We start from the raw sequence: 24,261 nt of genomic DNA, 5'->3' as shown, positions 1-24,261 counted from the left end.
CCAACCAATAAAGGAGGGAAATCAATATGATTATCTGGGGATATAAAGGTTATCAGAAAAACGTAGGACAGACCCAAAGCAGTATCGAGTGTGCCAACTGCCACAACGTCGCACCTTGGGACATTATTGAAACCGGCCGAAAGTTTACACTTTATTGGATTCCTACCTTTCCTTATGGTAGAAAACATTACCTCACCTGCCCTGTCTGCCAGCACGGTAAACAGATTGAAAAGCAGGAAATCGAGCAGTTTTTGAATTATTAGCAACAGAAAGAGACGATTCTCAATGAACCGTCTCTTTTCTTTTATTAAATTTTATCAAGTCAACTGGTTAAAATCCCAGATTTGATCCATCCAGCCTTCATAGAAATCAGGCTCGTGGCAGACCATAAGGATGCTGCCCTTGTATTCTTTCAGAGCTCGTTTGAGCTCCTCCTTGGCATCGACATCCAGGTGATTGGTTGGCTCGTCCAGAACTAGGACATTATTTTCTCGGTTCATGAGGAGGCACAGACGGACCTTGGCCTGCTCTCCACCTGAAAGGACCTGGATCTGGCTCTCGATGTGCTTGGAAGTCAGACCACATCTGGCCAGAGCCGCTCGGACTTCCGCCTGATTAAGAGCCGGAAAGGCGTTCCAGACTGCTTCCAGCGGTGTCTGACGATTGCCGCCTTCGACTTCCTGCTCGAAATAGCCAAGCTCCAGATAGTCCCCACGCTCGACTTGACCTGCGATAGGCGGGATAATCCCCAGCAAACTCTTGAGCAGGGTTGTTTTTCCAATCCCATTTGCCCCGATGATAGCCACCTTCTGATTGCGCTCAAAGGTCAGGTTAAAGGGCTGGGTCAGCGGTCGGTCGTAACCAATCTGCAAATCCTTGGCTTGGAAGATAAAGCGGCCAGGTGTGCGGGCAGGCTTGAAGTCAAAGGTAGGCTTTGGCTTCTCACTCTGCAGCTCAATAATGTCCATCTTATCCAGTTTTTTCTGACGGGACATAGCCATATTACGGGTAGCCACACGGGCTTTGTTGCGAGCTACAAAGTCCTTGAGGTCCGCAATTTCTTTCTGTTGACGCTCATAGGCCGCTTCTAGCTGAGATTTTTTCATCTCATAAACTTCCTGAAACTGATAGTAGTCGCCAGAATAACGAGTCAAGTGCTGATTTTCCACATGGTAGACGATATTGATCACATCATTCAGGAAAGGAATATCGTGCGAGATCAGAACAAAGGCATTTTCATAGTTCTGTAGGTAGCGCTTGAGCCAGTCAATATGCTCCGCATCCAGATAGTTGGTTGGCTCGTCTAAGAGCAGGATATCTGGTTTTTCAAGAAGCAGCTTTGCCAAGAGAACCTTGGTCCGCTGCCCACCAGATAGCTCCGTCACATCACTCTCCATACCGTAGTCCATGACGCCCAGAGCCCGTGCAACCTCGTCAATCTTGGCATCTAAAGTATAAAAATCTCGGCTCTCCAAGCGGTCCTGCAGCTCGCCCACTTCTTCCATCAGGGCATCAACATCGACTCCTTCCTCAGCCATGCTCATATAGATTTCATTGATACGAGCCTCGGTCTTGAAAAGCTCGTCAAAGGCCGTGCGCAAGACATCGCGGACAGATTGCCCTTGCTCCAAAACAGCATGCTGGTCCAGATAGCCAGCCGTCACATACTTGGACCACTCAACCTTACCTTCATCCGGCAGCATTTTACCCGTCACAATACTCATAAAGGTTGACTTTCCCTCACCATTGGCACCGACTAGGCCGATATGCTCACCCTTAAGGAGTCGGAAGGATACATCCTCAAAAATAGCCCGGTCTCCGAAACCGTGGCTGAGATTTTTCACTTCTAAGATACTCATTTTTTCTCCTCTATCATTGATTGCAGTTCCTTGATTATACCATCAAAAGGGATTTTTTGGCAAGACAGAAGAAAAGGAAAAGCGAGCCACTTAAGTCTCGCTTGCTTGTTCTCAATTCGCATGATGTGTATGCTTGGTAATCCACTGGGTCAGTTTGATCTTCAGCCAAAAGCCATAAATACCAAAGGTAACAATGGTCAGGAGCCACCACTTGATCCAATTCCCAAAAAGCTGCATAGCAGTACCGTCAAAATAAAGACGGTGCCCGTCAATAACTGTATGTTTTATCTTCCAATTATACAGAATACACATGCCCCAAGGTGCACAAATTCCCAGTGTAAAAACGGTAATCAAGGTAGCTAAAATCACATGACCGATGTAAGAAAAGAGACCACCATCAAAATAAGACTCTTTGTACATACTATCTCTCCCTTAAACTAACTCTTTCAGAAACTGAATCAGGGTTTCTGCCGAGCGTTTACCAGCTTCAAGAATGAATTCATCAAAAGTGACATTAGCATCATGACTTGCCGTATCGCTCATGGCGCGAATAACCATAAAAGGCAGGCCGATCGAATGTGTGGCTTGAGCAATAGCTGCGCCCTCCATCTCGACAGCCAGGACATCTGGGAAATGCTCCTTAATGCGATCAATCTTGTCTTGACCAGCAACAAAGCTGTCACCTGTCGCAATCAACCCTACTCTTGCATTTTGATGGGTCTTTTCCAAAATTTTCTTCATTTCAGCAACCAGATAGCGGCTCGCTTCAAAATAGAGTGGCTGCCGTGCCATCTGACCGTAATCATAGCCGAAGGCTGTTACGTCCACATCATGGTAGACCAGACGATCTGCGACCACCACGTCTCCGATAGCCAGACCTTCTGCCACTGCTCCAGCTGAGCCTGTGTTAATCACGGCTGTAACCTTGAAGTCATTGACCAAAACAGCCACACTCATAGCGGACATAACCTTGCCAATCCCGCTTTCGACCAACACCACTTCATGGTAGCCGATGGAACCCGTATGATAGACATGTCCCAAACGCAGGTGCTTTTGCGGATTTTTCAAATGCTCCAGCAGAATCTTCAACTCCTCAGGCATGGCTGCGATAATTCCAATTTTCATATAATACCTCAAATCATCTGATGAAAAAGAAGCTTAGACAGGCTAGGCTTCCTTTTAAGTGCAATAGAGCTGGTTTTTAAGGCCACCAAATAATAGCAGCAATCAAACCAATCAAGAGGATAACCACCCAAAGGAGGATCTTATTGAGTTTGGCTTGAAAGAGGCTCCGCTTTTGGTTTTCAATCCGACGGCTCTTAGTCACGGTCGGATCTACCTCAATGTGCAGAGTCTCATCTGTAAACTCCTCTTGGTTTTGAGCAGTCTGATAGCCAAAACGACTCTGATTCTGCTGAGACCGAGCTTCTTCATAACCAAAGCGGTTTTGAGGGCTTTGATAACCAAACTGAGTATCCTGTCGGCTAGACTGCTGCGCGCTAAAGGAGCTTCTGCCAGTTGAAAGAATCTTGGTTTCCTCGTCATCCATGAGAGGCGGCCCCGAAATATCCTCACCGCGGTTAGCCCGCTCAATGATTTCATCTGTTAATAAAGCTTTTCCCATTGATCTACGTTCCTATTTATTCAGATTTTTTTGTTCCCAGTACTGAAGGGCCATGATGGTCTTGGCATCGCAGATGTCACCGTTTTGCAGCAACTGATGTGCCTCCTCCAGACTGACTTCAAAAAGTTCCAATGTTTCATCCTCGTCTTGGGGACGAGGGTTTTCGACCTTTGTTAAATGGCTGGCGCTGTAGAGCTTGATTTTTTCATTGCAAAAACCGATAGCAGAGTAGAAATCATAGACCAACTCCAGCTGTCCAGTGTAGCCGGTCTCTTCTTCTAATTCTCGGAGGGCAGCCGCTTGGGGATCTGCATTCTCTCCTAGCTCAAGCTTGCCAGCTGGAATCTCATAAGAAGTTGATTCAATCGCCTTGCGGTACTGCTTGACTAGAATCATCTTGTTTTCCGGTGTGATAGCAATCACAGCCACCGCGCCATTATGGAAAATCAAATCCCTTTGGGCTTGACCTTTGCCATCTGGCAGCTCTACCTGGTCCTGAACCACTTTAAAAATCGGTCCCTGATAAATCTCTGTCCGTTGGACGGTTTTTTCTTCAAATTCCATGACTGAACCTACTTATTTTGAGGATGATGAGGAAGTCGCTTAGCGTAATCTTCCTTGTTAATCTGACGACCACGTCCCAGAGCAATGGCATCTGCTGGTACGTCCTTGGTAATAGTAGAACCCGCACCGACCAGTGAGTTGTCACCCAGCTCAACTGGGGCAATAATGGTCGAGTTGGAACCAACAAAGACATTGTCACCAATGATAGTCTTGTACTTCTTCTGGCCATCATAATTAACCGTAATCGTACCCGCACCAAAGTTGACATTAGCGCCAACTTCAGAGTTTCCAATGTAGGTCAAATGACCAGCCTTGGTATTTTCGCCAATTGACGATCCTTTAACTTCAACAAAGTTTCCGACATGAGCATCCTTGGCCAGACTAGAACCCGGACGAATATGAGCGTAAGGTCCAACTGTCACACCGTCTGCTACACTAGACTCCTCAATCATGGAGTTGGTGATGACCGTCCGCTCTCCAATGACAGAGTCCACGATGTAGCTACCATTGGTCAGGATAGTCTCTGCCCCAATCTTGGTCTGACCTTTCAGGGTTACATTTGCTTCGACTTGGACTTCAGGCGCGATTTCTACATCAATATCAATATAGGTCGCATCTGGATTGACAAAGCTGACACCGTTGACCATATGCTGCTGGTTAATCCGGCGGCGCATGACACTCTCAGCTGTAGCCAAAGCCACGCGGTCATTAACTCCCAGACTCTCATCAAAGTCTTTCAGCGTATAAGCACCGACTTTTTCACCATTCTCGCGGAAAATACCAATCACATCTGTGATATAGTATTCGCCTTGAGCATTATTGGTATTGATATTTTTGAGGGCTTCAAAGAGACGAGCATTGTCAAAGACGTAAGTCCCTGTATTGATTTCCTTGATTTGCTGCTCAAAGTCAGAAGCATCCTTCTGCTCAACAATTTTCAAGACTTCGTCGTGCTGATTGCGAACGATACGGCCATAGCCGAAAGGATTGTCCGCTTCTGCTGTCAGGATAGTCGCAACATTCTTGTGGTTGATATGAAAGTCAATCAGATTTTTCAGGCTTTCTCCTGTAATCAGGGGAGTATCGCCAGCAATAACCAGCGTCTGACCTGTCAGATTTTCCAAAACAGGCTCTGCCATCATAACGGCATGACCCGTTCCTAGCTGCTCGGTCTGACGAACAAACTCTGTCTGACCTGCCAAGACTTGCTCGACCAGCTCTGCCTTATGGCCAACAACTGTCACGGTCTTCTCTGGATCAATAGCATTGACACTGCGAAAAACATGTTCCAACATGGAAATTCCTGCAACCTTATGCAGAACCTTTGGTAAATCTGACTTCATGCGAGTCCCTTTACCCGCAGCCAAAATAATCGCGTAATTTGTCATCAATTATCTCTTTTCTGTAGGATATCACCTTTATTATATCACTAAAAGGTAATTTTTAAAAATTAAAATCAATATACCAGAGAAAATGCTACAATAAAAGCCTTTCGCACAAAAAATCAGCCTTTAAACAGCTGATTTTGCTTTTTTTTCTTTGATTTTCTTTGGAAGATGAACTTTTGCTTTGCCATAGTCCTTGAAGACCGCCCGCTGCTTGAAGTAAATTAATTCTCCATCTAAAGCTGCATCTTCGTCCAAATCCATGGTCATATCAATAGAGCGGATGGTCCGAGTCTTAGGGTCAACCACAAAGGCAACCTTACACTTCTCAATGTCGATAGTCGTATCATAATGCTCATCATTATAAGCATAGTAGAAGGCATCAATAAGGTCATAGGCCAAATCACCTTCTGCTGTCACCGAAAACTCATAGCCGCCGTCCACTTTTTTCTTAGTCAGTTCTGACTCATTATCTACCATGACCTGCAGCAAAGCCTTAAAGGAGGACATGCCCGAATAGCCATCAATATGTTTGCGTGACTCCGTGTCATCAATGGTCTCAAATCCATCCTTCTCTTCCAAGTACATCCGATCTTCGCTGAAATAATGGGTCAGTTCTTGATCATCATAGGTTTCGTAAAGCTTGGCTAAATAAGGTGAATCTGAAACAGTCAGCTGTTTAACGGTCTCAGCTTTTCTTCTTTTGTAGCCTTCTAGATAGGTCGACTCAGACAGCCGATCCATGTAGAAACTATCCTGATCGAATTTTTTCAAGGATGCATCCACTACAGCAGATAGCTTAAAGCGGGACTCGATTGCTTCCGCTATGCCTCCTGGTTTAAAGTAAGTATAGAGAAAGGTTCCGCCAATCAGTACAAAGCAGACACAGCCGTAAATGATAAAAAAATGAACCTTCTTCAAAATCAATCCTCCTAGAAGCCTTCTGTCGTTTTATAGCTTTTATTATAAGCTTTTTTAGATCTATTTTCAATCTTTTCTCAGAAACGGTCTCTAAAAGACTGTAGCGGAAGAAATGCTAATTGGTTTTTCAAACTCTCAAAGTCATTGCCAAATGTATCTACAAGGCAAGGTGCCCCTGCTTTTTGAATACTTAGTATCTCAGCCCTCTTTCTCATTTTCAGCCAACTGCTGGCGAAGCTTGCTAAACCAGTCCAACTGAAAGCGGGCCGAATCCAGCCCAAATTCGAGCGTCTTCATCTCAAAATAGCCAATCCGAGAAATACTTTCAGCTAAATCAGCCGCCTGACTGGTCTCTATCAGCTCTGTAGCCAGATGGCTGTTCTGCTCTAGATAGGCTTTTACTTTTTCCTGCTCCTCTGTATAACGAATCGCGTTTTTGACAGCTTCAAACTCTTGGACTTCAACTTCCAGTCCCTCAATGGTTAAATCCAGCATCTGAAGCTGCTCTTTCTTTGGCAGATAACCCGTAAAAAGGAATTTCCCCAAGTCCATATTCTTGTTCTTGCTCATGTCGATAGGTGTTTTAAGCCACTCCAAAAACAAGATTCGTCCCGAAGCAGTAATGGCATATTCCTTCTTCATTTTTCCTTTTTCTACATACTCCGAATAAGTCACCGCCCCTTGCTGGGACAGTTTTTTTAAGGCTGCTTGGATACTTCCTAGACTGTCGCTGCACATAGAGCTGAAATTTTGCCGCATCACCTGACGAATTTCATAAACTGTAAAATGCTTTATCATGAGTAAGCCTAAAATTAATTTGTCCATTTCTCCTCCAAATCACGATTTATTTGTATACCTAATAGTAACACTTTTGCTTCAATTTATCAAGAATAAACAAAAAGCCTATTCAAAAATAGACTTAAGCTTGTTCCAGCGGATAGACCTTGCGAAATTCTTCTAGGACGACACCCGTTTCTTGGGAAAATTCCAAACCGGCTTCCGCCAGACACTCCGTGAAAAATTCCTCATGGACTTGCTGCCAGTAGGCCAAGGATTTATCTCCTTCTCCTTCCTTAAAGGCGTGTTCGGCTGAAACCTCATTAAAAGGCAGCACAGAGACTTTGGTGATTTCAACGATACAGACGGCCTGATCCTGACTGTCTAAAATGACATCAAAGCTTCCTACTTGCGGCAAGGGCTCATTTTCAAGCTTATAGAGCTCATAGGCCGAAGCTGTCGCTGTCTTTTCACCACGAAGCACTAAGTCGGCAAGCTGATCTGCCAAGGTACCGAAGGCCCAGGCATTAATCTCGTCACCAATCACCGGATTGATTTTCTTGTAGGCCTGCCACATTTCTTTTGGGGTCATCATCTCTCCTGTCTTTCTAAAATGATAATTATTGTTTATAAGCATCTTCCTTCAAAACTGGATCTTTATCAAAATCCATAAAGTCATCATGCTCATAATAGTAAAGTAGAGCCTGTAGACACTCTTGATCAGTCGCTTCTGCTTTCTGCTCCATGACTGACAAGAGAACATCCGCAAAATCTTCACCGTAATAAATCAGCTCCAGCTCTTGCTCCCTTACCTGTCTAGGGTAAACATCCCTATTATCCACCACTTTAGGATAATCAGTAAGCAAGTAGCTGTCCTGAAAATTCAGTTCTCCATTTTCCTTAGCATACAAACAGAAATCATCATCTAGCTCTTCCGATTTCACAGCCTCAATGATGTCTTTTAAGAAATAGGTTTGGTTTTTCTTCATTGGTCAAAAGTCCCTTTCCATTCATAAGCCGGATAAACTCCTAGACACTGATAGCCCAAGCTTTCTGCGACTTTTTTGGAGGCTTCATTGTGCGCATCCCAGAGAGGAAAGAGTGAGCGTTTTTGAGCTTCTAAAATCATCTGGGCACCCAAGATTTTGGCCAAGCCCTGCCTTTGGTAGGCTGGCTTGGTAGCAATTTCAATCTCAAGAGCTCCATGATAGACCAATCCTGTCGATACGCCAGCGATGATTTCCTCTCCTGAATAGAGTAAAAAACCAAAGCCACCCGCCGCTTGAAAATGGTCAAAATCGGAAAAATCACCCTGCAAATCCTGAGACCAAGCTTCCTCAGCCAAACGCTCATAACTCATCACATCAATCGGACAGAGGTAGTAGTTTGCAGGTAGCCTGCTCTGCCATTTCTCCAAAGCCTCTGTGTCAAAGGCAACCTTGTCCGCAAAAGCATAACGAGTAAACTGGCCCAGATCACTCTGACTATCGAGAAACTCTTGCCAGCTGGACTCCTCGGAGATAATGACCTTGTCAGCTAAACTATATTTTTTGCTAAATTCCTGCCACAAATTCGGATCCACCTGACCAGCCGGAAAGATGAAATTTCCTAGTTGGTAAAGGCAGGATGTCTCAGGCGCATTCATGAAGAACTGCCCTAGGCCAGCATCCAAACCGTAAAGTACCATATTTTTAGTCCAGGTTTGGAAAAGATTCTTAACTTTTTCATTGTTCGCATTCTTCATTCACTTACTTCAAACTCCAGTATATGTCGTTTTTTATACTAATATAAATTTTTTTTCATCTTATCAAGATTGTCACTCTTAACAAACTTTATTTTATTCTTTCCAGTTAGCTCAATTATTTTATTTTTTCCTAGAATAATAGCAAGATTCTTTACGATAGACCGTTTTGACTGTTCGTTATGATAAACAAAAATAAACTGATATGGTACTCGATTATATTCAGCAAGTTCAAAACATTTCCTAAAGATTTCTTTGTCAAGTGGATTGACAGAATGTCCAAAAACAATAATGTTTTTTATGTTACTACTTTTGAAAAAAATTTCAAAATCATTACCAGTTTCTTTAATTGTTCGTTGATAATATTTTTGATAAGGAATTAAATCCAGATTAATAGCTTCAATATCATCTTCTTTATCTTCTATACCAAATACCATTGTATTAATACCATTATTAATACGATTAAAATCTATTTTCCCATGAATAAAGTGAGTACTCATTAACGGAATATTAAATAATTTCAATGCTGTATCAGTATAGTTGAAATTAATAACCTTCGATTTTTGAATCTCTGGAATAACGTCCAATACCGATTCTTTTTTACTAATTTTATTTTTGTCAAAGTCTAACCTATCAAGATAAGTAAGATAAAATTCTAAATAATTTGTTAATTCCTCCAAAGCATTAATAAAACTTTCGTTCGTTTTTTCAACGACAGCCATATTTGTTAATTGATTAGAATTTGTTACTGTTTCTTGATAGATACACTTAACAACAAATTTGTATGCTACAAAGTTTTTCTTATGCCTAAATCTTTCTTTAAATTTTACTAAAGCTTGATTAGGTAAATATTCTTTGTAAATATTGAATAACTCCAAGTTTTCTTCAATATTTTCTTTCAAGTCGTAAACTGCTTCGGCAATATCTGAGATTATTGATTCGATACTAGACCAATTTGCTCCCAATTCTTCTCTATAATCCTTCATAAATTTAATAAATATATTATTATTTATCTCACCCAACCATTTTAGATTTCTTGACGAGTCAATTTTAGAATTGATAACCCCCTCTATCAAATCAATATCAAAAAAATCAAATCTTTTAGATCGCTTAATGGAAGTAGCTTTATCAGAAAATTGGTTAAGGGAGTATTTATTTTTCTTTAAATCAAACAAAAATTTGTTGAAAATAATATTAAATTCTTCCAAATAGTCTGGCGAAATTCCAATAGCAGTCTGCTGTTTACATACTACTTGGTATTCTTTTAACATTTTTATCAGATCAGTAGAAAAAATTTGTAGCAGTTCGTCAAAATTGAACTCTTTTAAAGTTTCAAAAATCAAACTTTCATATTCTTGAGTAGATGAAAAATCACTTACTTTCCTTTTTAAATCCGTTTCTATTTCACTTATATCTCCCCTTTCAAGTTTATTTAGATTTACTCTTTCAACTTCTTCTGAATCATATTCTGGATATCTAATTGGATAATTCAGGCAAATATAAATATAGTCTGAAAACATCAAAAAATCTTCATAACTAGTTTTTCTACCCATTGCTATATCAAAACCATTTCCCAAAATAAGAATATTGTCTGACATGTTCTTTCTCCTTACTTTAAACTCCAGCCACCGTCGATTTTGATAATCTCGCCCTGCATAGCAGCTGCCTTACCACTGGCTAGAAAGAGGCTTATGTCTGCCACTTCCTGAGGATCCAGCCAGCGCTTTATCGGCGTTTCCTCAGCAACCCAGTCTGCTAGTCCGCCTGGCTCAAAATCTGTGGCAGTCATGGCTGTCTTGACTGCGCCTGGTGCTAAGCCAAACACTTGGATATTTTTATCCGCATAGTCTAAGGCTATCTGCTTGGTCAGACCAGCCAGAGCATGCTTAGAGGCTGTATAGGCAACACCGCCACCACCAGCCAGAAAGCTAGCAATCGAGCACATATTAATGATGATACCAGACTTTTTCTCCAGCATTTTCTGCAGGTAAAAGCGAGTGATTTTCATAGTCGCGGTCAGATTGAGCGCAAAAAGCTGCTCCCAGTCCTCGTCTCTGGTCTCGTGCAGGGGACGATAGTCATCCAAGACACCTGCTGTATTACAGAGGATATCCACCTCAGGCAAGCTAGTGAAAAGCGGTGTCAAATCCCCTGCCAAATCCAGCTTGACAAAACGCAGCTCATTTAGAAAACCAGGATTTTCATCCTTGTCCACCCCATAAACCCGGTAGCCATTTTCCAAAAAGGTCAGAGCCTGAGCTCGGCCGATGCCAGAGCTAGCTCCCGTCACCAGTACCGTCTTAGTCATCTACTTCCACCCAATCTGTCGCGAGGACATCACAAGGAGTCGGACTCCACATGGAGAAGCCCTCCCCCTCACCTGAAACATTAATGAGGAAATAAGGTGTTACCTCGAGAGCCACCCCATTCTGCTCAATCGTGTCAAAGAGCTGGACGTAGTTCTCTGCCCCACCCCAGCCTGTACGCACATATTTTTTCTTGGCCTTAAGACCTGGTAAAATTTCTTCAAATGTCATGGTTTTCTCCTTTGTTTATTGGTAATCTTTGACAAATTCCCTACTAGCCGCCAGTAGTCATAAGTATATTGAACGACTTTTGCTTGATTGTCAACAATTTTATCTGCTGCTTTGCAATAAAGTCTAAAATTAGACCTTCTTCTTCATCTCCACAAAGAGATGAATATCACCATTGCTTTCCTGCGGGATGCGCCTCACCACTTCAAAGCCCATGTTGAGATAAAGCTGCTGGGCTCGGTGATTGAAGTCTGCCACGGATAGCCTTAGGACTTGGGGTGCAAAATTTTCCATGATAAAGTCCAGAATTTCCTGCAAAAATGCCGCGCCTTGACCTTTTCCGCAGTGCTCCGGCTTCATCCCCAAACCAAGCTCCAAAATGCGCTCTCCTTTCTGCTCCAAGCAGAAAAATCCATAGAGTTCCCCTTCACTCAGTACTTGATAATAACGGTCTCCGCGCGCTTCTGGGGAGACCATTTCTTCATAATCCTCCAGGTCATTTTTCATATCATAAAAATCATAAGGCGCCTCATAATGCCAAGTATTGGCAATTTCCAAAGCATGCTGCTGGGTTAGTGGTTCAATCATCATCTACTCCTCTTTTCTCTAAAAATCCCAATAAAAGCGTTTCTGGTCTGCTTTTTCGCTGCAGCCGAGGCTGCGGTAAAATGCATGGGCTGCGGAGCGGGAAATGCCTGAATTAATCCGAATTCCTGTGTATCCTACCGCTTTTGCCTCTTCACGCAAAGCTTGCATCAGCGCTCTGCCATGTCCCTGCCCTTGAAAATCCTGAGCGACGGCCAAAGCCAAGAGATTGAGCAAGGACGGGAAATAGAGACAGTCGTATCTAGCCGCATGAGCGTAACCTATGACCTGACCATCTTCTTCAACTACCAAAATCAAATGCTGGTCATTCTCTAGCAGCCTCTTCAGTTGAGCCTCCGTCGCTTTCCTATCGAAGTCATAGCCCAGACACTCAGCATTAAGTCGCTGAATGGCTGCGGCGTCACTTAGTTTTACTTTACGAATCATTTGTCACCTCGTTCTTCTCTTTATTATAGCAGAAAAGCAGTCTCTTTGACTGCTTTCAATGAACTATTCTCCTATCTGTCCCTTCAACCAAGACTCCGCCTCTTCTAAAGGATGGTCTGTTAGGACATCGGGCTGAATTGCCTCATTCTCATAAAGCTTGCCCGTGCGATCTAGGATACTCGAGGTAGTCAAGAGCAAAACCGCTCCATCATACAGTTGATAATAATTATTTCCCGTAGTATAGCTTGCCGTTGGCTGACCAAATATTTTAACGTTTGCCAGTCCCTTAAAAGCTAAAACAGTCATTTCTCCTGAGCTTCCTGTACGTTCATTGGTAAGGACGGTTATTGGCACTTTTTTTGCTTTCTCATTAGTCTGCTCCAGACCAAGCTGCTTCAGAACATCTGATCGCGAAACCGCGCTCTTGCTTCCATTTTTTTCAACGAATTGGAAGAGATCTTCATCAGGCAAAAGAGAGGACAGGCCCGCAATCATCGGATACATATTCCCGCCGGTATTATCTCTCAAATCCACAAGAACCGCCTGATAGTCACCCTTTTTAAGAGCTGCTGACAGCTTGTTGGCATAAGCCTTCGCTGCCTGTGCGCCACCAGTGAAAGCAGGAACTTTTACATAGAGAATACCCTCCCGATTCTGCACTTCAGGCTGATTTTTGCTTTCTGGACTATTTTCGGGATTATCCTGTGGGCTTAAAAAATAAGAATGCTTCCCGCCAGCCTCTTTGGTTAATTTTTCCAAGACAGGATAGGTGTCTTGATAAGTCTTGGCTGATTCAAGCTTCTCTAAAGCTTTCTTTTTCTCATTTTCCCAATCTTTGTCCGTATAAAGACCAAAATCAAGCTTTTTCACAACCGAGCGAGCGTAGTCCTGCGGACTAGGCGGAAAAAGAAAAATGCCGTAGTCTGGACCAAAGTAGGCCAGAAAACCTATTAAAAGAGCAAGCAAAACCAGTACTGTTCCCAAGCAACCTAAAAGAACTTTTTTCACAATCGCACAACCTTTCTTGTGAGGATTCCTGAGCTGATTATAGCAAAATAGAGACCTGTTTTCCATGTCTCTACCTTACATTTATCATCGTCAATCTTACATTTTTGTAAGATGATTTTATTTACATCTACAGAAGCTTATTTCCATCTCTCACTCTTGGAGAATGCAATCATTAAACCAGACCCAGCCAGAACTGCCAGAATAACAAGACAGATATTTTTCAGTGGATAGAGCCAGTCTTTATTTTTCTCATGCCAAGTTGTCTTCCAAAGCCGAACATACTCAGCATTCATATCTTCGGGCTGGTTCAGCTGAATATTAATCACAATCGCCAATAAGATCAGGGCGATAAAAGCAACGGCAAAGAGCCAGATTTTCTTCTTTTGGCTTAGGTTAAGTTTCTTCATTCTTTTCTCCTTCTACTTTCTGCTTAATAGCAATACCTCATCCTACTTCTCTTTTACAGCGATTTCAGAGTTTCGATAGCCATAGAAGGCATAGATGAGACTTCCCAGCGCTAGGGTAATTCCAAAGGCCTGCCAGGTTTCCTTGGTATACTGGGTCATGAAGGACAGGCAGATGATAATGGATAAAATTGGTGTCAGAGGTACTAAAGGCGTTTTGAATTCTCCAGCTTTTGGCATTCCTTGATCTTTCCGCAATTTCAAGACAGCCAGTGCCAATAAAATCAGATAGGCCAAGGTACAGATATTTAGGAAAGAGGCAATGCTAGCCAAGGGAAAGATACCCGCACAGACAGCTGAGGCAATCCCTACTAAAATCGTTGCATTCTTTGGAACCCGACTGTTCTCTGTCAATTTTTTGAAAGAGCGGGGCAAGAGACCATCACGCGCAATACTGTAAATCATCCGCGACAGAGCATAGGTCATGGAGATACAGACCGTAATCAGAGTCAAAATAGCGACGACAGAGATATAGTTGGCTGCCCAGCCAAGTCCGATGCTGCGCAAGGCAAAGGCCACCGCATCTGAGACATCCAGCTTGCTATAGTGGACAACCCCAGTCAAGACCAAGGTCACCAAAATATAGAGAATGGTCACGATGCTCAAGGATAAGACAATCCCACGCGGAACATTCTTTTGAGGCTCTTTGATTTCATCGACCGCCATGGAAATGGACTCAAAGCCCAGAAAAGCAAAGAACATGAGTGAAGCCCCAGCCATGATGCCGATCTTGCCGCCATAAATTTCTCCAAAGCCAAAAGGTGCAAAGTTAGACCAATTTTCTGGTTTGATGAAGAAAAATCCTGCAATGATAAAAAGTGCCAAGGCTGAGAATTTCAAGACCACCAAGGCTGAGTTGAAGCGCAGGGCTGCCTTGGAGTTCAGAAGGACAACTCCCGTAACAAAGGCCAAGACCAGAATAGGCAGCAAGTCCACATAAGTACCTGCTTTTGGATTGAAGGTGCCATTCAGAGCTGCCGGCAGTTGGATGCCAAAGCCGCTCAGCAAGCCCTTCAGATAAGAACCCCAGCCAGAGGCAACACCTGAAATAGCGGTCATGAACTCCATGATGGTCAGCCAGCCAGCCAGCCAAGCAGGAAATTCTCCCAGAACCGCATAAATATAACTATAGGCTCCGCCATTGGCCGGAATCCGTGAGGCAAACTCAGCGTAAAAAAGAGCTGAAATACTCACACAAAGAGCTGAAATGACAATCGAAACGGTCAGAGCAGGCCCAGCATATTTGGCTGCCCCGGTCCCTGTGATGGTAAAAATCCCAGTTCCTACCATTGCTCCAATACCAAGCAAAATTAAATCAGGAATTTTCAAGTGACGGCGCATGCCCGTTCTATCCTTGCTAGCATCTTTTTTTCTAAATATATTCATCTATTTTTATTCTCCTAATTGCATTAACGTCCTATTTTATCATATTTCCACGCTTTTAGGAATCTTTCTCAGAAATTTACCGAAAAGAAAGGCTGAGAGAAATCTCAGCCTAAGTCTTTAAAATAGATGAAAGCTATATGAAGCCTGTCTCTACTATCACATAGCCACAATTTTGCGATAGCTGCGAGAAGTAATGAGAAAGACACCGACATATACTGCAATAAACAGAGCACAAACACCCAGAGTCATCACTAACATGAGTGTGGCATTCAGCACCCCTAAAGCAGATAAAATCAAGCTCAGCATGTGATAGGCAAATGCCAAATGAAGAAAAGCAAAGATTAGTGGTAGGAAAAAGACTATCAGAATTTGCCTACGAATCGTTTTCTTAATTTGTTTTTCGTCCAATCCAACCTTTTGTAAAATAACAAAGCCTTCTCGATCTTCATAGCCTTCAGAAATCTGCTTGTAGTAGATGATAAGAACAGTTCCAAGCATAAAAACGATTGATAGGAAAATTCCAATAAAGAACATACCACCTAGCATTCCTTTTATTTCTTGCTTATCGAAGGCTGTCACCGAACCATAAATACCTTGATTTTCAGGTAAGGTGGTATTAAAACTGCTTAACTTTTCTTGGTATGCTTCTTTTAGTTTTCTCTGTTCTTCTTTTGGAAGCTTGAGATTTAATCCTCCATAATAGTTAACATTGACAGCGTAATCGTTCATAAATGAAGAAAAGATTTGACTCGGATTTTTAGCTACCATATAGATTTTTTCAGGCACTATCATATTCATCGGATCGGGTATATTACCGAAAACGAAATCTTCTTTTAATTTTCTCTTGATTTTTAAATTTTTATCAGCTAGCTGTAAATCTTTTTTGCTGTCTAGTTCCAGTCCTTGCTCAAATATGGCTACTTCATCATCTTTAAGCTGAAGATTTTGACCCGTCATTCCTTGATAATCACTCTCAGAAATGGCCAAAATATAAAGATTTGGAGTGAATGATTTCTGTCCCTTAGAATAAATATCTAGCTGATTACCAGTTCGACCGCTAACTCCTATCGTATAATACTGGTAAATAACTTTTTTACTAATCTGTAGCTGCTGCTCTTGAACAAACTCTGTCAAAGCTTGGTCCAGCACCTCACCTGTTATTTCTTTTCCTTGGATACTGAAATCATGCGGGAACATGGCATTCTGCATATAATCACCGCCAGCATAAATGTTAGCTCCACCAGATAAGGTAACCAAAACCATTGTCGACAAAATAGAAATCGTCGCTAAACCGATTGCATTTTTCTTCATTCGAAAAATTAGATTAGATACCGAAATCATGTTATCAGGCTGATAATAAAATGTCTTCTTCTTTTTCAAAAATTGTAAGAAAACAGTCGTTCCTGCATTGAAAAGTAGATAAGTCCCTAGAATAACAAAAAGTACAGCTACGAAGAAAATGATAATGGCTGCCATCGGATTAGATACACCTAAAGCAAGATAATAGCCAAAAGCGAGAGAAGACATACCAATAATAGTTTGCAAGAGTAAAAAGCGACTCTTTTTCTCCCCGCTATTTTTTTCTTTGACTAATTGCAGAGCATCAAACTTTCTTAAGTAAAAGCCGTTTTTAATCAGCAAGCAGAAAAATACAAAAGCATAGAAAATGATAATCAATACCAATACAAAAGGTTGAAATGTCGAAACTAGAACCACCTTGGTACCCATGAGCTTGAGCAGAAAGGCATAAATCAGCTGGTCAAAGAGAACACCAATAGTCAGCCCCAAGCTTACAGCCACTAGCCCAAAAATCAGAAGCTCAATAAAAGTCATAACAAAGAGATGGCGTTTATTGAGCCCCAACATGCCGTAAAGTCCTAGCTCTTTGGAGCGATTCTTCATGACAAATTGATTGGCATAAAAGACAATAATTCCAGCTGTGATGTTCACAATAACGACCCCTAGAACCAAAACGAGGATAACAGAGCTGGCCCCTGTCATTTTGGATAGATTGGGATTAAAAGCCAAGGAGTTGAAAATATAAGAAATGGCTACAGCCACACAGGTAGCCAATGCAAAAGGATAATAGAGACGGCGGTTCTTAATCAGATTGGATACCGCCAATTTTGCTGCTAATCGAAACACTAGTCTTTCACCTCACTTGCCATAACTGTCAGAGTATCGGAAATCTCTTGGAACATTTGCCGCTCGGTCTTGTCACCGCGGAAGATTTGATTATAAAGAATCCCATCCTTGATAAAGAGCACCCGCTTGGCGCGGCTAGCTGCTGCCGTTGAGTGGGTTACCATGAGAATGGTTTGACCGCGGGCATTGATGTCGTCAAAAACATCTAGCAGGGCTGCTGAAGACTTGGAATCCAAGGCTCCCGTCGGCTCGTCCGCCAGCAGAATCTCAGGGTCTGTGATGATGGCCCGAGCCACTGCAACCCGCTGCTTCTGGCCACCGGAAATCTCATAAGGAAACTTCTCTTGCAACTTGTTAATCCCCAGCTCATTGCAGGTCGTAACCAGCTTTTGCATCATCTCGGTAATGGGACGGCGAGATAGGACCAGTGGCAGGAGAATATTATCCTTGACTGATAGGGTGTCCAACAGATTAAAGTCCTGAAAGACAAAGCCTAATTTCTCTCGGCGGAAGCTGGAAGCCTGGCTGTTTTTGATGGTTGCTGTGTCAGTTCCGTTTAGAAAGACGCGGCCCTCAGTCGGCTTGTCCAGCATGGCTAGGATATTGAGCAGGGTGGATTTCCCGGAGCCCGACTCCCCCATGATGGCGACATATTCGCCTTTTTCTACCGTAAAGTGAATGTCCTTCAATGCCTCTACTTGACTACCCTGAAAGCGAGTTTTATAAATCTTTTTCACGTGCTGTACGTCTAATAATGTCATACTCGAACCTCTTCTTTATTTAAATTGATACTACTATCATACCGGAAAGACAGACAAGTTTCCATAACCTAATCTTTCATTTTGCCTGCCAATCTTACATTTTTGTCATCTTGTGCTCCAAGTCGGATAAAGAGAAAAGTCAACTGACCTTTCTCTCATCCTTGAATACTGGAAACTCTCAGTGACTGTACTGCAGCCAGAAATAATATTGACTGGAAGCACAGCCTAGACGAGTCTTCTCGATTTCTTCCTTGGAAATCTTTTGAGCTTTAGGTTTACTTTGGCGATGGTTAAAAAGATTGATTTTCATAGCGGGCCTCCTTCTTGAAATCTGATTATTAGTTTGGAAGACGTTTATCTTCTTTTTCTTTACATTTATAGGATACCGGATTCCCAGACTAGCTGCCATAAGATAACCTTTCATTTTAGCCTTTAAACTTACATTTTTGTCACTTAGAAAAAATAGTTTTTAATTGTCCTTAAACTGCGTCAATAGGCATAAATTCACCGATACCTATCGGCTTCTTTCATCAAGCGCATAAAAAAACAAGCGCCAATGTTCATTGACACTTGTTTTCTGTTTTATTTTTTGAAACGGATCCCGAAATAAACCCCACAACCAACTATCAGAATCAGACCGAAAGCAAGTAGCGTAAAGCTGATTTCTGTACCTGTGAAAGGCAGAATTTTCTTCGTCTTCCCCTTATCTCCAGGTTTATCTTGGTCTTTTTCTATTGGTTTATCTTGATTTGATTTTTTCGGATCTGGTTCATCTGTTTTTTTAGACGGATCCTTGTCTGGGCCAGTCGGTTTCGTTTGGTCAGTTACGACTAACTTCCCATCCTTGTATTCAACTGTATTTCCATTGGCATTTACAACTGTTACTGTACCATCGAGATTCACTTGGAACACAATGTCAGTAACAGCTAGGTAACCGGTTGGGGCTGCAGCTTCATGGAAGGTATATACTCCAGGAGCTAATCCAAGCTCATGCGATGTATTTGCTTCTGAAGTCCATTTCGCTACAGGATTACCAGTTGCCTCTTTGCCTTGGAAAATTTGAATCTCTGCACCGGCAATCTCAATACCGCCAAGGTTAACCTTACTGAAGATCACCTTACGTGGAAGGTCATCATCTTTGTCAGTCACTGTAACAGCTGAACCATTGATCGCAACGGTGTTAGATTCGCCCTTAGCGTCTTTCTCACCAACGTTTGTCATTTCCACTGTGCCATCATGCTTGACTTGGAATGTGATGTCGGTCACTTTGAGGTAACCCGTTGGAGCCGCTTCCTCATGGAAAGTGTAAGTTCCTGGGGCTAAGTTGATGTCCTTAGACTTGTTAGCTTCAGATGTCCAGCTTTCAACAGCTTGACCTTCTGCTTTATCGCCTTTGAAAATCTTGATTTCCGCACCAGCGATTTCCTCGCCACCAAGGCTAACCTTACTGAAGGTCACCTTACGTGGAAGATCATCATCCTTATCGGTCACGGTGACTTTAGAACCAGCAGTCACAACCTTGTTGTCTTCACCCTTAGAGTCTTTTTCGCCAACGTTCGTCACTTCCACTGTGCCGTCATGTTTGACTTGGAATGTGATATCGGTCACTTTGAGGTAACCTGTTGGTGCAGCTTCCTCATGGAAGGTATAAGTGCCAGGTACTAAGTTGATGTCCTTAGACTGGTTAGCTTCGGATGTCCAGCTTTCTACGGCTGTACCTTCAGCTTTCTCGCCCTTGTAGATCTTGATTTCAGCACCAGCGATTTCTATACCGCCTAGGTTGACCTTACTGAAGGTAACCTTACGTGGAAGGTCATCATCTTTGTCAGTCACCGTAACAGTTGAACCATTGGTTGCAACTGTGTTAGCTTCACCCTTAGAGTCCTTCTCGCCAACATTTGTCACTTCCACTGTGCCGTCATGTTTGACTTGGAATGTGATGTCCGTTACTTTGAGGTAACCGGTTGGGGCTGCTTCCTCATGGAAGGTGTAAGTTCCCGGTGCTAAGTTAATGTCCTTAGACTGATTAACCTCGGATGTCCAGCTTTCAACGGCTGCACCTTCTGCCTTGTCGCCTTTGTAGATTTTAATCTGAGCTCCGGCGATTTCTTCTCCACCGAGGTTTACCTTACTGAAGGTCACCTTACGTGGAAGATCATCATCCTTATCGGTTACTGTAACAGTTGAGCCGTTAGTTATGACCTTGTTCTCTTCACCCTTAGCGTCTTTCTCGCCAACGTTTATCACTTCCACTGTGCCGTCATGCTTGACTTGGAATGTGATGTCGGTCACTTTGAGGTAACCGGTTGGAGCCGCTTCTTCATGGAAAGTGTAAGTGCCCGGAGTCAAGTTGATGTCCTTAGACTTACCAGCTTCGGATGTCCAGCTTTCAACGGCTGCACCTTCTGCCTTGTCGCCCTTGTAGATCTTGATCTGAGCTCCTGCGATTTCTGTACCGCCAAGGTTGACCTTACTGAAAGTCACCTTACGCGGGAGGTCGTCATCTTTGTCAGTCACCGTAACAGTTGAACCATTGGTCGCAACGGTGTTAGCTTCGCCCTTAGCGTCCTTCTCGCCAACATTTGTCACTTCTACTGTGCCGGCATGGTTAACTTTGAAAGTGATGTCGGTTACTTTGAGGTAACCGGTCGGTGCTGCTTCCTCATGGAAAGTGTAAGTGCCCGGAGTCAAGTTCAACTCTTTAGACTGACCAGCTTCTGAAGTCCAGCTTTCAACAGCTGTGCCTTCAGCTTTATCGCCCTTGTAAATCTTAATCTGAGCACCGGCGATTTCTGTACCACCGAGGTTGACCTTGCTAAAAGTAATCTTACGCGGGAGGTCATCGTCTTTATCCGTTACGGTCACTTTAGAACCAGCGGTCACAACCTTGTTGTCTTCACCCTTAGAGTCCTTTTCACCGACATTGGTTACTTCTACTGTTCCATCCGTTTTCACTTGGAAAGTGATGTCAGTAACTTTGAGGTAACCGGTTGGAGCCGCTTCTTCATGGAAAGTGTAAGTGCCCGGAGTCAAGTTGATGTCCTTAGACTTACCTGCTTCAGATGTCCAGCTTTCTACTGGATTGCCTTCTGCCTTATCGCCCTTGTAGATCTTGATTTGAGCTCCCGCGATTTCTGTACCACCGAGGTTGACCTTGCTGAAGGTAATCTTACGTGGAAGATTATCATCCTTATCAGTAATAGTCAGAGTTCCACCATTGGTCGCAACGGTGTTAGATTCACCCTTAGCATCTTTCTCACCAACGTTTGTCACTTCCACTGTACCGTCATGCTTGACTTGGAAAGTGATATCGGTCACTTTGAGGTAACCGGTTGGGGCTGCTTCCTCATGGAAGGTGTAGGTACCTGGAGTCAAGTTGATTTCCTTAGACTTGCCAGCTTCGGATGTCCAGCTTTCGACTGCGTTTCCTTCAGCTTTCTCGCCCTTGAAGATCTTGATTTCCGCACCAGCGATTTCAGTTCCGCCAAGGTTGACTTTACTGAAAGTAATGGCTTTCAGACTATTGTCCTCTTTATCAGTTACAGTAAGAACCAAGCCATTTGCTTCAACAGAATCTGTTGCTCCTTTAGCATCAACTGTAATAGTACCATCGGAATGAACTGTGAATTTAATATCTTCTACAGCTACAAACCCAGCAGGAGCATGACTTTCTTTCAGAGAATATGTCCCTGGAGCTAATTTTACTACTTTAGATGCGTTGGCTTCGGATGTCCACTCTGCAACAGGTTTAGCTTCAGGACGAATCCGACTGCCTTTGTAAAGTTTCAGTTCCGCACCAGGAATCTCCTTCCCGTTTGGATCTACTTTTTTGATAGTCACATCACGTTCTGTGTCGTCATCCTTGTCTGTTACCTTCAAAGTTGCTCCTTCAGTCACAACCTTGTTGTTTTCACCTTTGGAGTCTTTTTCTCCGACATTAGTCACTTCCACCGTACCGTCATGTTTGACTTGGAATGTGATGTCAGTTACTTTGAGGTAACTAGTTGGCGCGGCTTCCTCATGGAAGGTGTAAGTACCAGGCTCCAAATTGATTTCTTTAGACTGATTAGCTTCGGATGTCCAGCTTTCAAGAGCTTGACCCTGCGCTTTGTTGCCTTTGAAAATCTTAATTTGAGCACCAGCAATTTCAGTACCGCCTAGGTTAACCTTGCTGAAGGTAATGGCTTTAGGACTATTGTCCTCCTTGTCGGTAATCGTCAGAATTGAACCCGCTGCTTGAACGGTATCTTCTGCTCCTTTTTTCACAAGAGTAACAGTGCCATTAGCACCTACAGTAAATGTGATATCTTCAACATATTGATAACCAGCAGGAGCGTTAGCTTCAGTCAATGTATAGGTTCCTGGAGACAGTTTTATGACTTTAGAAGTATTTTCTTCTGAAGTCCAGTCTGCAACGGGAGCTTCTTCCTGATCAACATGATCACCTTTATAGATTTTCAGTTGCGCACCAGGAATTTCTTTCCCGTTTGGATCTACTTTTTTGAAGGTTATATCCTGCTCAGTTACCGTCTTCTTATTGACGATTTCACGCGATACAGATTTGTCTGTTCCAAAATCCTGGGACCCAATCTTAATTTCCTCAGTTAATTTATCATATCCTGTAGGAGGAGTCACTTCACGGATGGTATAATCATCGCGCAACAAGTCACCCAAGTTGGCATTCCCGTTAGAATCTGTGGTTAATTTTCCGACAACTGCACCGGTCCGATCACGAACAACTTCAAATTCAGCACCTTGCAGATTTTCACCATTTTCATTGACCTTATGGAGCTTAATGGTGAAAACATAGCCTTCTCCAACACCGCCAGCAATCTGATAAGAGCGATTTTCAGCTGATGTCGTTGTTTGACCACCGTTATAGGTCATTGTAGCACTATTGGAAACACGCTCACCATCAACAAGATCGTAATCTGCTTTTGTCTTATAGTCCAGCAAATACCCGAAACCATCCATGTCGCCAAGGTCGATCGTGAATCCATCACCAGCAGCATTTTCCGTGATTTTTGATTGGAAATTAGCTGTCACGTCTTCTGTTGAATCCCGCACCCAATCTCCATTATTCCAGCGCCAAGCAATTTTATAGACCCGAATTGAGTCTCTCATGATTTTAAAATTAGGCGAGGTAATCTTGTCAGTTATCGTTACATCGGTATAATGCTCCATATTGCGGTTAATCGCAATATTATAATGAACTTCATTCTTACCGTCTTCTGCTGCCTGATAAGAGCTCTTTTCAATTTTTGAGTCATATCTTTTGGGCGGTCCATTATAATGGACGATTCCCGGATACAACATCCGACCTCCTACGGTAAATCCACCATTCAAGTCACCTTCTTGTCTCACAACATCATGGTCAACTCGTGCATAGAAGAAGAATTCTCCTTGGACACCAGACTTTTGCTCAACATAATTTGTATAGGTCAAAGTAATGGTCTTGTTGGTTGAATCCAAAAATCCATTTGCCACAACGTTATCCGAGCTGTCCTTAAGTTCAATAGCTGAAGAGTTCCCAAAAGCATACTCAGAAGGCAAGGTGATTGTTGTCGTATCACCTTGATGTACTTGGTTATCCGGCAAGACAAACTTTGCGTAAACTCGAAAAGTTTCCCAAATATCAACCCCCTGCGTCAAATCACCACCTGAAGAATTCTTCAGACTCATCTCCGTGATAGCATTACCAATCTCAGCTGCTTGTACCTGAGTCAGTGGCGCCAAAGATGGCAGAATTACTCCTAAAAAAAGAATAATAAGGTGGAGCAATGCTCTAATCCTTTTGTTCATGCAATTTTCCTTTCTCACAATATTCAGTTTTAAATGTACAATGTAATTGTATACTAACTGAGCTTCCCCATCTTGTCAGTGCCCACTTTCTAAAAAGCGAACATTTATAGATACATTACATCTACATTTTATCATACTATAAGAAAAATGGCTATACACAAAAGGAGATTTTTTTAACATTTGTTTAGCTTTTTGTCACTTAGCATGAAGGAATATTTTTCTAACAATTAAACTGTAACGAATGTTTCTTTTATTCAG

Annotated in this window: 24 protein-coding genes; 1 reads left to right on the top strand and 23 read right to left on the bottom strand. The window is 42.7% G+C overall.

Annotation, left to right across the window (positions count from 1 at the left end; translation table 11 throughout):
* Positions 1-26 precede the first annotated feature (26 nt).
* Positions 27-263, top strand: coding sequence for a zinc-ribbon domain-containing protein (locus ELZ47_RS03645; RefSeq protein ID WP_126435291.1), 237 nt, complete (start codon positions 27-29; stop codon positions 261-263).
* A 54-nt stretch (positions 264-317) separates the two neighbouring features.
* Here the strand turns inward: ELZ47_RS03645 and ELZ47_RS03640 are convergent, their stop codons facing one another.
* From ELZ47_RS03640 to ELZ47_RS03525, 23 genes are all read right to left on the bottom strand, one after another.
* The gene (locus tag ELZ47_RS03640; RefSeq protein ID WP_125331811.1) at positions 318-1,859 is read right to left on the bottom strand and encodes an ABC-F family ATP-binding cassette domain-containing protein; all 1,542 of its coding nucleotides are present in this window, start codon (positions 1,857-1,859) and stop codon (positions 318-320) included.
* 111 nt (positions 1,860-1,970) lie between these two features.
* Positions 1,971-2,279: a DUF898 family protein gene (locus tag ELZ47_RS03635; RefSeq protein WP_002899871.1), complete on the bottom strand. Its 309-nt coding sequence runs from the start codon at positions 2,277-2,279 to the stop codon at positions 1,971-1,973.
* Positions 2,280-2,291: 12 nt separating this feature from the next.
* Positions 2,292-2,984: a 5'-methylthioadenosine/adenosylhomocysteine nucleosidase gene (locus tag ELZ47_RS03630; RefSeq protein ID WP_126435290.1), complete on the bottom strand. Its 693-nt coding sequence runs from the start codon at positions 2,982-2,984 to the stop codon at positions 2,292-2,294.
* 76 nt (positions 2,985-3,060) lie between these two features.
* A complete protein-coding gene (gene macP, locus ELZ47_RS03625) occupies positions 3,061-3,483 on the bottom strand; it encodes a cell wall synthase accessory phosphoprotein MacP (RefSeq protein WP_126435289.1) in 423 nt (140 codons plus the stop codon).
* Positions 3,484-3,495: 12 nt separating this feature from the next.
* Entirely contained in the window at positions 3,496-4,047 is a 552-nt protein-coding gene (locus tag ELZ47_RS03620) for an NUDIX hydrolase (RefSeq protein WP_126435288.1), read from the bottom strand.
* A gap of 8 nt (positions 4,048-4,055) precedes the next feature.
* On the bottom strand, positions 4,056-5,435 hold the full coding sequence (gene glmU / locus ELZ47_RS03615) for a bifunctional UDP-N-acetylglucosamine diphosphorylase/glucosamine-1-phosphate N-acetyltransferase GlmU (RefSeq protein WP_126435287.1): 1,380 nt from the start codon (positions 5,433-5,435) through the stop codon (positions 4,056-4,058).
* A gap of 123 nt (positions 5,436-5,558) precedes the next feature.
* The gene (locus ELZ47_RS03610) at positions 5,559-6,353 is read right to left on the bottom strand and encodes a DUF6612 family protein (protein WP_126435286.1); all 795 of its coding nucleotides are present in this window, start codon (positions 6,351-6,353) and stop codon (positions 5,559-5,561) included.
* A gap of 198 nt (positions 6,354-6,551) precedes the next feature.
* Positions 6,552-7,178 carry a PadR family transcriptional regulator gene (locus ELZ47_RS03600; RefSeq protein WP_126435284.1) on the bottom strand — a complete coding sequence of 209 codons (627 nt, stop codon included), beginning with the start codon at positions 7,176-7,178 and terminating at the stop codon, positions 6,552-6,554.
* Positions 7,179-7,272: 94 nt separating this feature from the next.
* Positions 7,273-7,722, bottom strand: coding sequence for an ASCH domain-containing protein (locus tag ELZ47_RS03595; protein WP_126435283.1), 450 nt, complete (start codon positions 7,720-7,722; stop codon positions 7,273-7,275).
* Between the two features lie 28 nt (positions 7,723-7,750).
* On the bottom strand, positions 7,751-8,119 hold the full coding sequence (locus tag ELZ47_RS03590; RefSeq protein ID WP_126435282.1) for a DUF7716 domain-containing protein: 369 nt from the start codon (positions 8,117-8,119) through the stop codon (positions 7,751-7,753).
* On the bottom strand, positions 8,116-8,874 hold the full coding sequence (locus ELZ47_RS03585) for a GNAT family N-acetyltransferase (protein WP_126435281.1): 759 nt from the start codon (positions 8,872-8,874) through the stop codon (positions 8,116-8,118). Before ELZ47_RS03585 ends, ELZ47_RS03590 begins: the two co-directional genes overlap by 4 nt.
* A gap of 38 nt (positions 8,875-8,912) precedes the next feature.
* The gene (locus tag ELZ47_RS03580; RefSeq protein WP_126435280.1) at positions 8,913-10,469 is read right to left on the bottom strand and encodes an AbiH family protein; all 1,557 of its coding nucleotides are present in this window, start codon (positions 10,467-10,469) and stop codon (positions 8,913-8,915) included.
* A gap of 11 nt (positions 10,470-10,480) precedes the next feature.
* A complete protein-coding gene (locus tag ELZ47_RS03575; protein ID WP_126435279.1) occupies positions 10,481-11,179 on the bottom strand; it encodes a 3-oxoacyl-ACP reductase in 699 nt (232 codons plus the stop codon).
* On the bottom strand, positions 11,172-11,408 hold the full coding sequence (locus ELZ47_RS03570) for a DUF2829 domain-containing protein (protein ID WP_002899859.1): 237 nt from the start codon (positions 11,406-11,408) through the stop codon (positions 11,172-11,174). The genes ELZ47_RS03575 and ELZ47_RS03570 overlap by 8 nt, the downstream gene beginning before the upstream one ends.
* Before the next feature lie 129 nt (positions 11,409-11,537).
* Complete coding sequence (locus tag ELZ47_RS03565) at positions 11,538-11,996, bottom strand: GNAT family N-acetyltransferase (protein WP_126435278.1); 459 nt, start codon at positions 11,994-11,996, stop codon at positions 11,538-11,540.
* A 15-nt stretch (positions 11,997-12,011) separates the two neighbouring features.
* A complete protein-coding gene (locus ELZ47_RS03560) occupies positions 12,012-12,437 on the bottom strand; it encodes a GNAT family N-acetyltransferase (protein WP_126435277.1) in 426 nt (141 codons plus the stop codon).
* A gap of 63 nt (positions 12,438-12,500) precedes the next feature.
* Positions 12,501-13,511 carry a S41 family peptidase gene (locus tag ELZ47_RS03555; RefSeq protein ID WP_126435276.1) on the bottom strand — a complete coding sequence of 337 codons (1,011 nt, stop codon included), beginning with the start codon at positions 13,509-13,511 and terminating at the stop codon, positions 12,501-12,503.
* A 71-nt stretch (positions 13,512-13,582) separates the two neighbouring features.
* Positions 13,583-13,852 carry a hypothetical protein gene (locus ELZ47_RS03550; protein ID WP_126435275.1) on the bottom strand — a complete coding sequence of 90 codons (270 nt, stop codon included), beginning with the start codon at positions 13,850-13,852 and terminating at the stop codon, positions 13,583-13,585.
* A 42-nt stretch (positions 13,853-13,894) separates the two neighbouring features.
* Positions 13,895-15,295, bottom strand: a complete 1,401-nt coding sequence (locus ELZ47_RS03545) for an amino acid permease (protein ID WP_125408870.1) — start codon at positions 15,293-15,295, stop codon at positions 13,895-13,897.
* A gap of 156 nt (positions 15,296-15,451) precedes the next feature.
* The gene (locus ELZ47_RS03540) at positions 15,452-17,440 is read right to left on the bottom strand and encodes an ABC transporter permease (protein WP_125356728.1); all 1,989 of its coding nucleotides are present in this window, start codon (positions 17,438-17,440) and stop codon (positions 15,452-15,454) included.
* A complete protein-coding gene (locus ELZ47_RS03535) occupies positions 17,440-18,201 on the bottom strand; it encodes an ABC transporter ATP-binding protein (RefSeq protein ID WP_002894797.1) in 762 nt (253 codons plus the stop codon). Before ELZ47_RS03535 ends, ELZ47_RS03540 begins: the two co-directional genes overlap by 1 nt.
* Before the next feature lie 178 nt (positions 18,202-18,379).
* Entirely contained in the window at positions 18,380-18,511 is a 132-nt protein-coding gene (locus ELZ47_RS12055) for a hypothetical protein (protein WP_009659231.1), read from the bottom strand.
* Positions 18,512-18,783: 272 nt separating this feature from the next.
* Entirely contained in the window at positions 18,784-24,003 is a 5,220-nt protein-coding gene (locus tag ELZ47_RS03525) for a SpaA isopeptide-forming pilin-related protein (protein WP_126435274.1), read from the bottom strand.
* Positions 24,004-24,261 lie beyond the last annotated feature (258 nt).

Origin of the sequence: Streptococcus sanguinis (assembly GCF_900635155.1) — a bacterium.
Taxonomy (GTDB): domain Bacteria; phylum Bacillota; class Bacilli; order Lactobacillales; family Streptococcaceae; genus Streptococcus; species Streptococcus sanguinis_G.
This window is presented reverse-complemented; position numbering and strand designations above follow the sequence as displayed.

What these genes read in the sequence shown, in the direction of transcription:
- ELZ47_RS03635 (WP_002899871.1), bottom strand. Translation starts at nt 2,279, where the DNA reads ATGTACAAAGAGTCTTATTTTGATGGTGGTCTCTTTTCTTACATCGGT.
- ELZ47_RS03590 (WP_126435282.1), bottom strand. Translation starts at nt 8,119, where the DNA reads ATGAAGAAAAACCAAACCTATTTCTTAAAAGACATCATTGAGGCTGTG.
- ELZ47_RS03545 (WP_125408870.1), bottom strand. Translation starts at nt 15,295, where the DNA reads ATGAATATATTTAGAAAAAAAGATGCTAGCAAGGATAGAACGGGCATG.
- ELZ47_RS12055 (WP_009659231.1), bottom strand. Translation starts at nt 18,511, where the DNA reads ATGAAAATCAATCTTTTTAACCATCGCCAAAGTAAACCTAAAGCTCAA.
- ELZ47_RS03580 (WP_126435280.1), bottom strand. Translation starts at nt 10,469, where the DNA reads ATGTCAGACAATATTCTTATTTTGGGAAATGGTTTTGATATAGCAATG.
- ELZ47_RS03555 (WP_126435276.1), bottom strand. Translation starts at nt 13,511, where the DNA reads ATGGAAAACAGGTCTCTATTTTGCTATAATCAGCTCAGGAATCCTCAC.
- ELZ47_RS03560 (WP_126435277.1), bottom strand. Translation starts at nt 12,437, where the DNA reads ATGATTCGTAAAGTAAAACTAAGTGACGCCGCAGCCATTCAGCGACTT.
- ELZ47_RS03640 (WP_125331811.1), bottom strand. Translation starts at nt 1,859, where the DNA reads ATGAGTATCTTAGAAGTGAAAAATCTCAGCCACGGTTTCGGAGACCGG.
- ELZ47_RS03585 (WP_126435281.1), bottom strand. Translation starts at nt 8,874, where the DNA reads ATGAAGAATGCGAACAATGAAAAAGTTAAGAATCTTTTCCAAACCTGG.
- ELZ47_RS03630 (WP_126435290.1), bottom strand. Translation starts at nt 2,984, where the DNA reads ATGAAAATTGGAATTATCGCAGCCATGCCTGAGGAGTTGAAGATTCTG.
- ELZ47_RS03600 (WP_126435284.1), bottom strand. Translation starts at nt 7,178, where the DNA reads ATGGACAAATTAATTTTAGGCTTACTCATGATAAAGCATTTTACAGTT.
- ELZ47_RS03525 (WP_126435274.1), bottom strand. Translation starts at nt 24,003, where the DNA reads ATGAACAAAAGGATTAGAGCATTGCTCCACCTTATTATTCTTTTTTTA.
- ELZ47_RS03535 (WP_002894797.1), bottom strand. Translation starts at nt 18,201, where the DNA reads ATGACATTATTAGACGTACAGCACGTGAAAAAGATTTATAAAACTCGC.
- macP (WP_126435289.1), bottom strand. Translation starts at nt 3,483, where the DNA reads ATGGGAAAAGCTTTATTAACAGATGAAATCATTGAGCGGGCTAACCGC.
- ELZ47_RS03575 (WP_126435279.1), bottom strand. Translation starts at nt 11,179, where the DNA reads ATGACTAAGACGGTACTGGTGACGGGAGCTAGCTCTGGCATCGGCCGA.
- ELZ47_RS03595 (WP_126435283.1), bottom strand. Translation starts at nt 7,722, where the DNA reads ATGACCCCAAAAGAAATGTGGCAGGCCTACAAGAAAATCAATCCGGTG.
- ELZ47_RS03620 (WP_126435288.1), bottom strand. Translation starts at nt 4,047, where the DNA reads ATGGAATTTGAAGAAAAAACCGTCCAACGGACAGAGATTTATCAGGGA.
- ELZ47_RS03570 (WP_002899859.1), bottom strand. Translation starts at nt 11,408, where the DNA reads ATGACATTTGAAGAAATTTTACCAGGTCTTAAGGCCAAGAAAAAATAT.
- ELZ47_RS03550 (WP_126435275.1), bottom strand. Translation starts at nt 13,852, where the DNA reads ATGAAGAAACTTAACCTAAGCCAAAAGAAGAAAATCTGGCTCTTTGCC.
- ELZ47_RS03565 (WP_126435278.1), bottom strand. Translation starts at nt 11,996, where the DNA reads ATGATGATTGAACCACTAACCCAGCAGCATGCTTTGGAAATTGCCAAT.
- glmU (WP_126435287.1), bottom strand. Translation starts at nt 5,435, where the DNA reads ATGACAAATTACGCGATTATTTTGGCTGCGGGTAAAGGGACTCGCATG.
- ELZ47_RS03645 (WP_126435291.1), top strand. Translation starts at nt 27, where the DNA reads ATGATTATCTGGGGATATAAAGGTTATCAGAAAAACGTAGGACAGACC.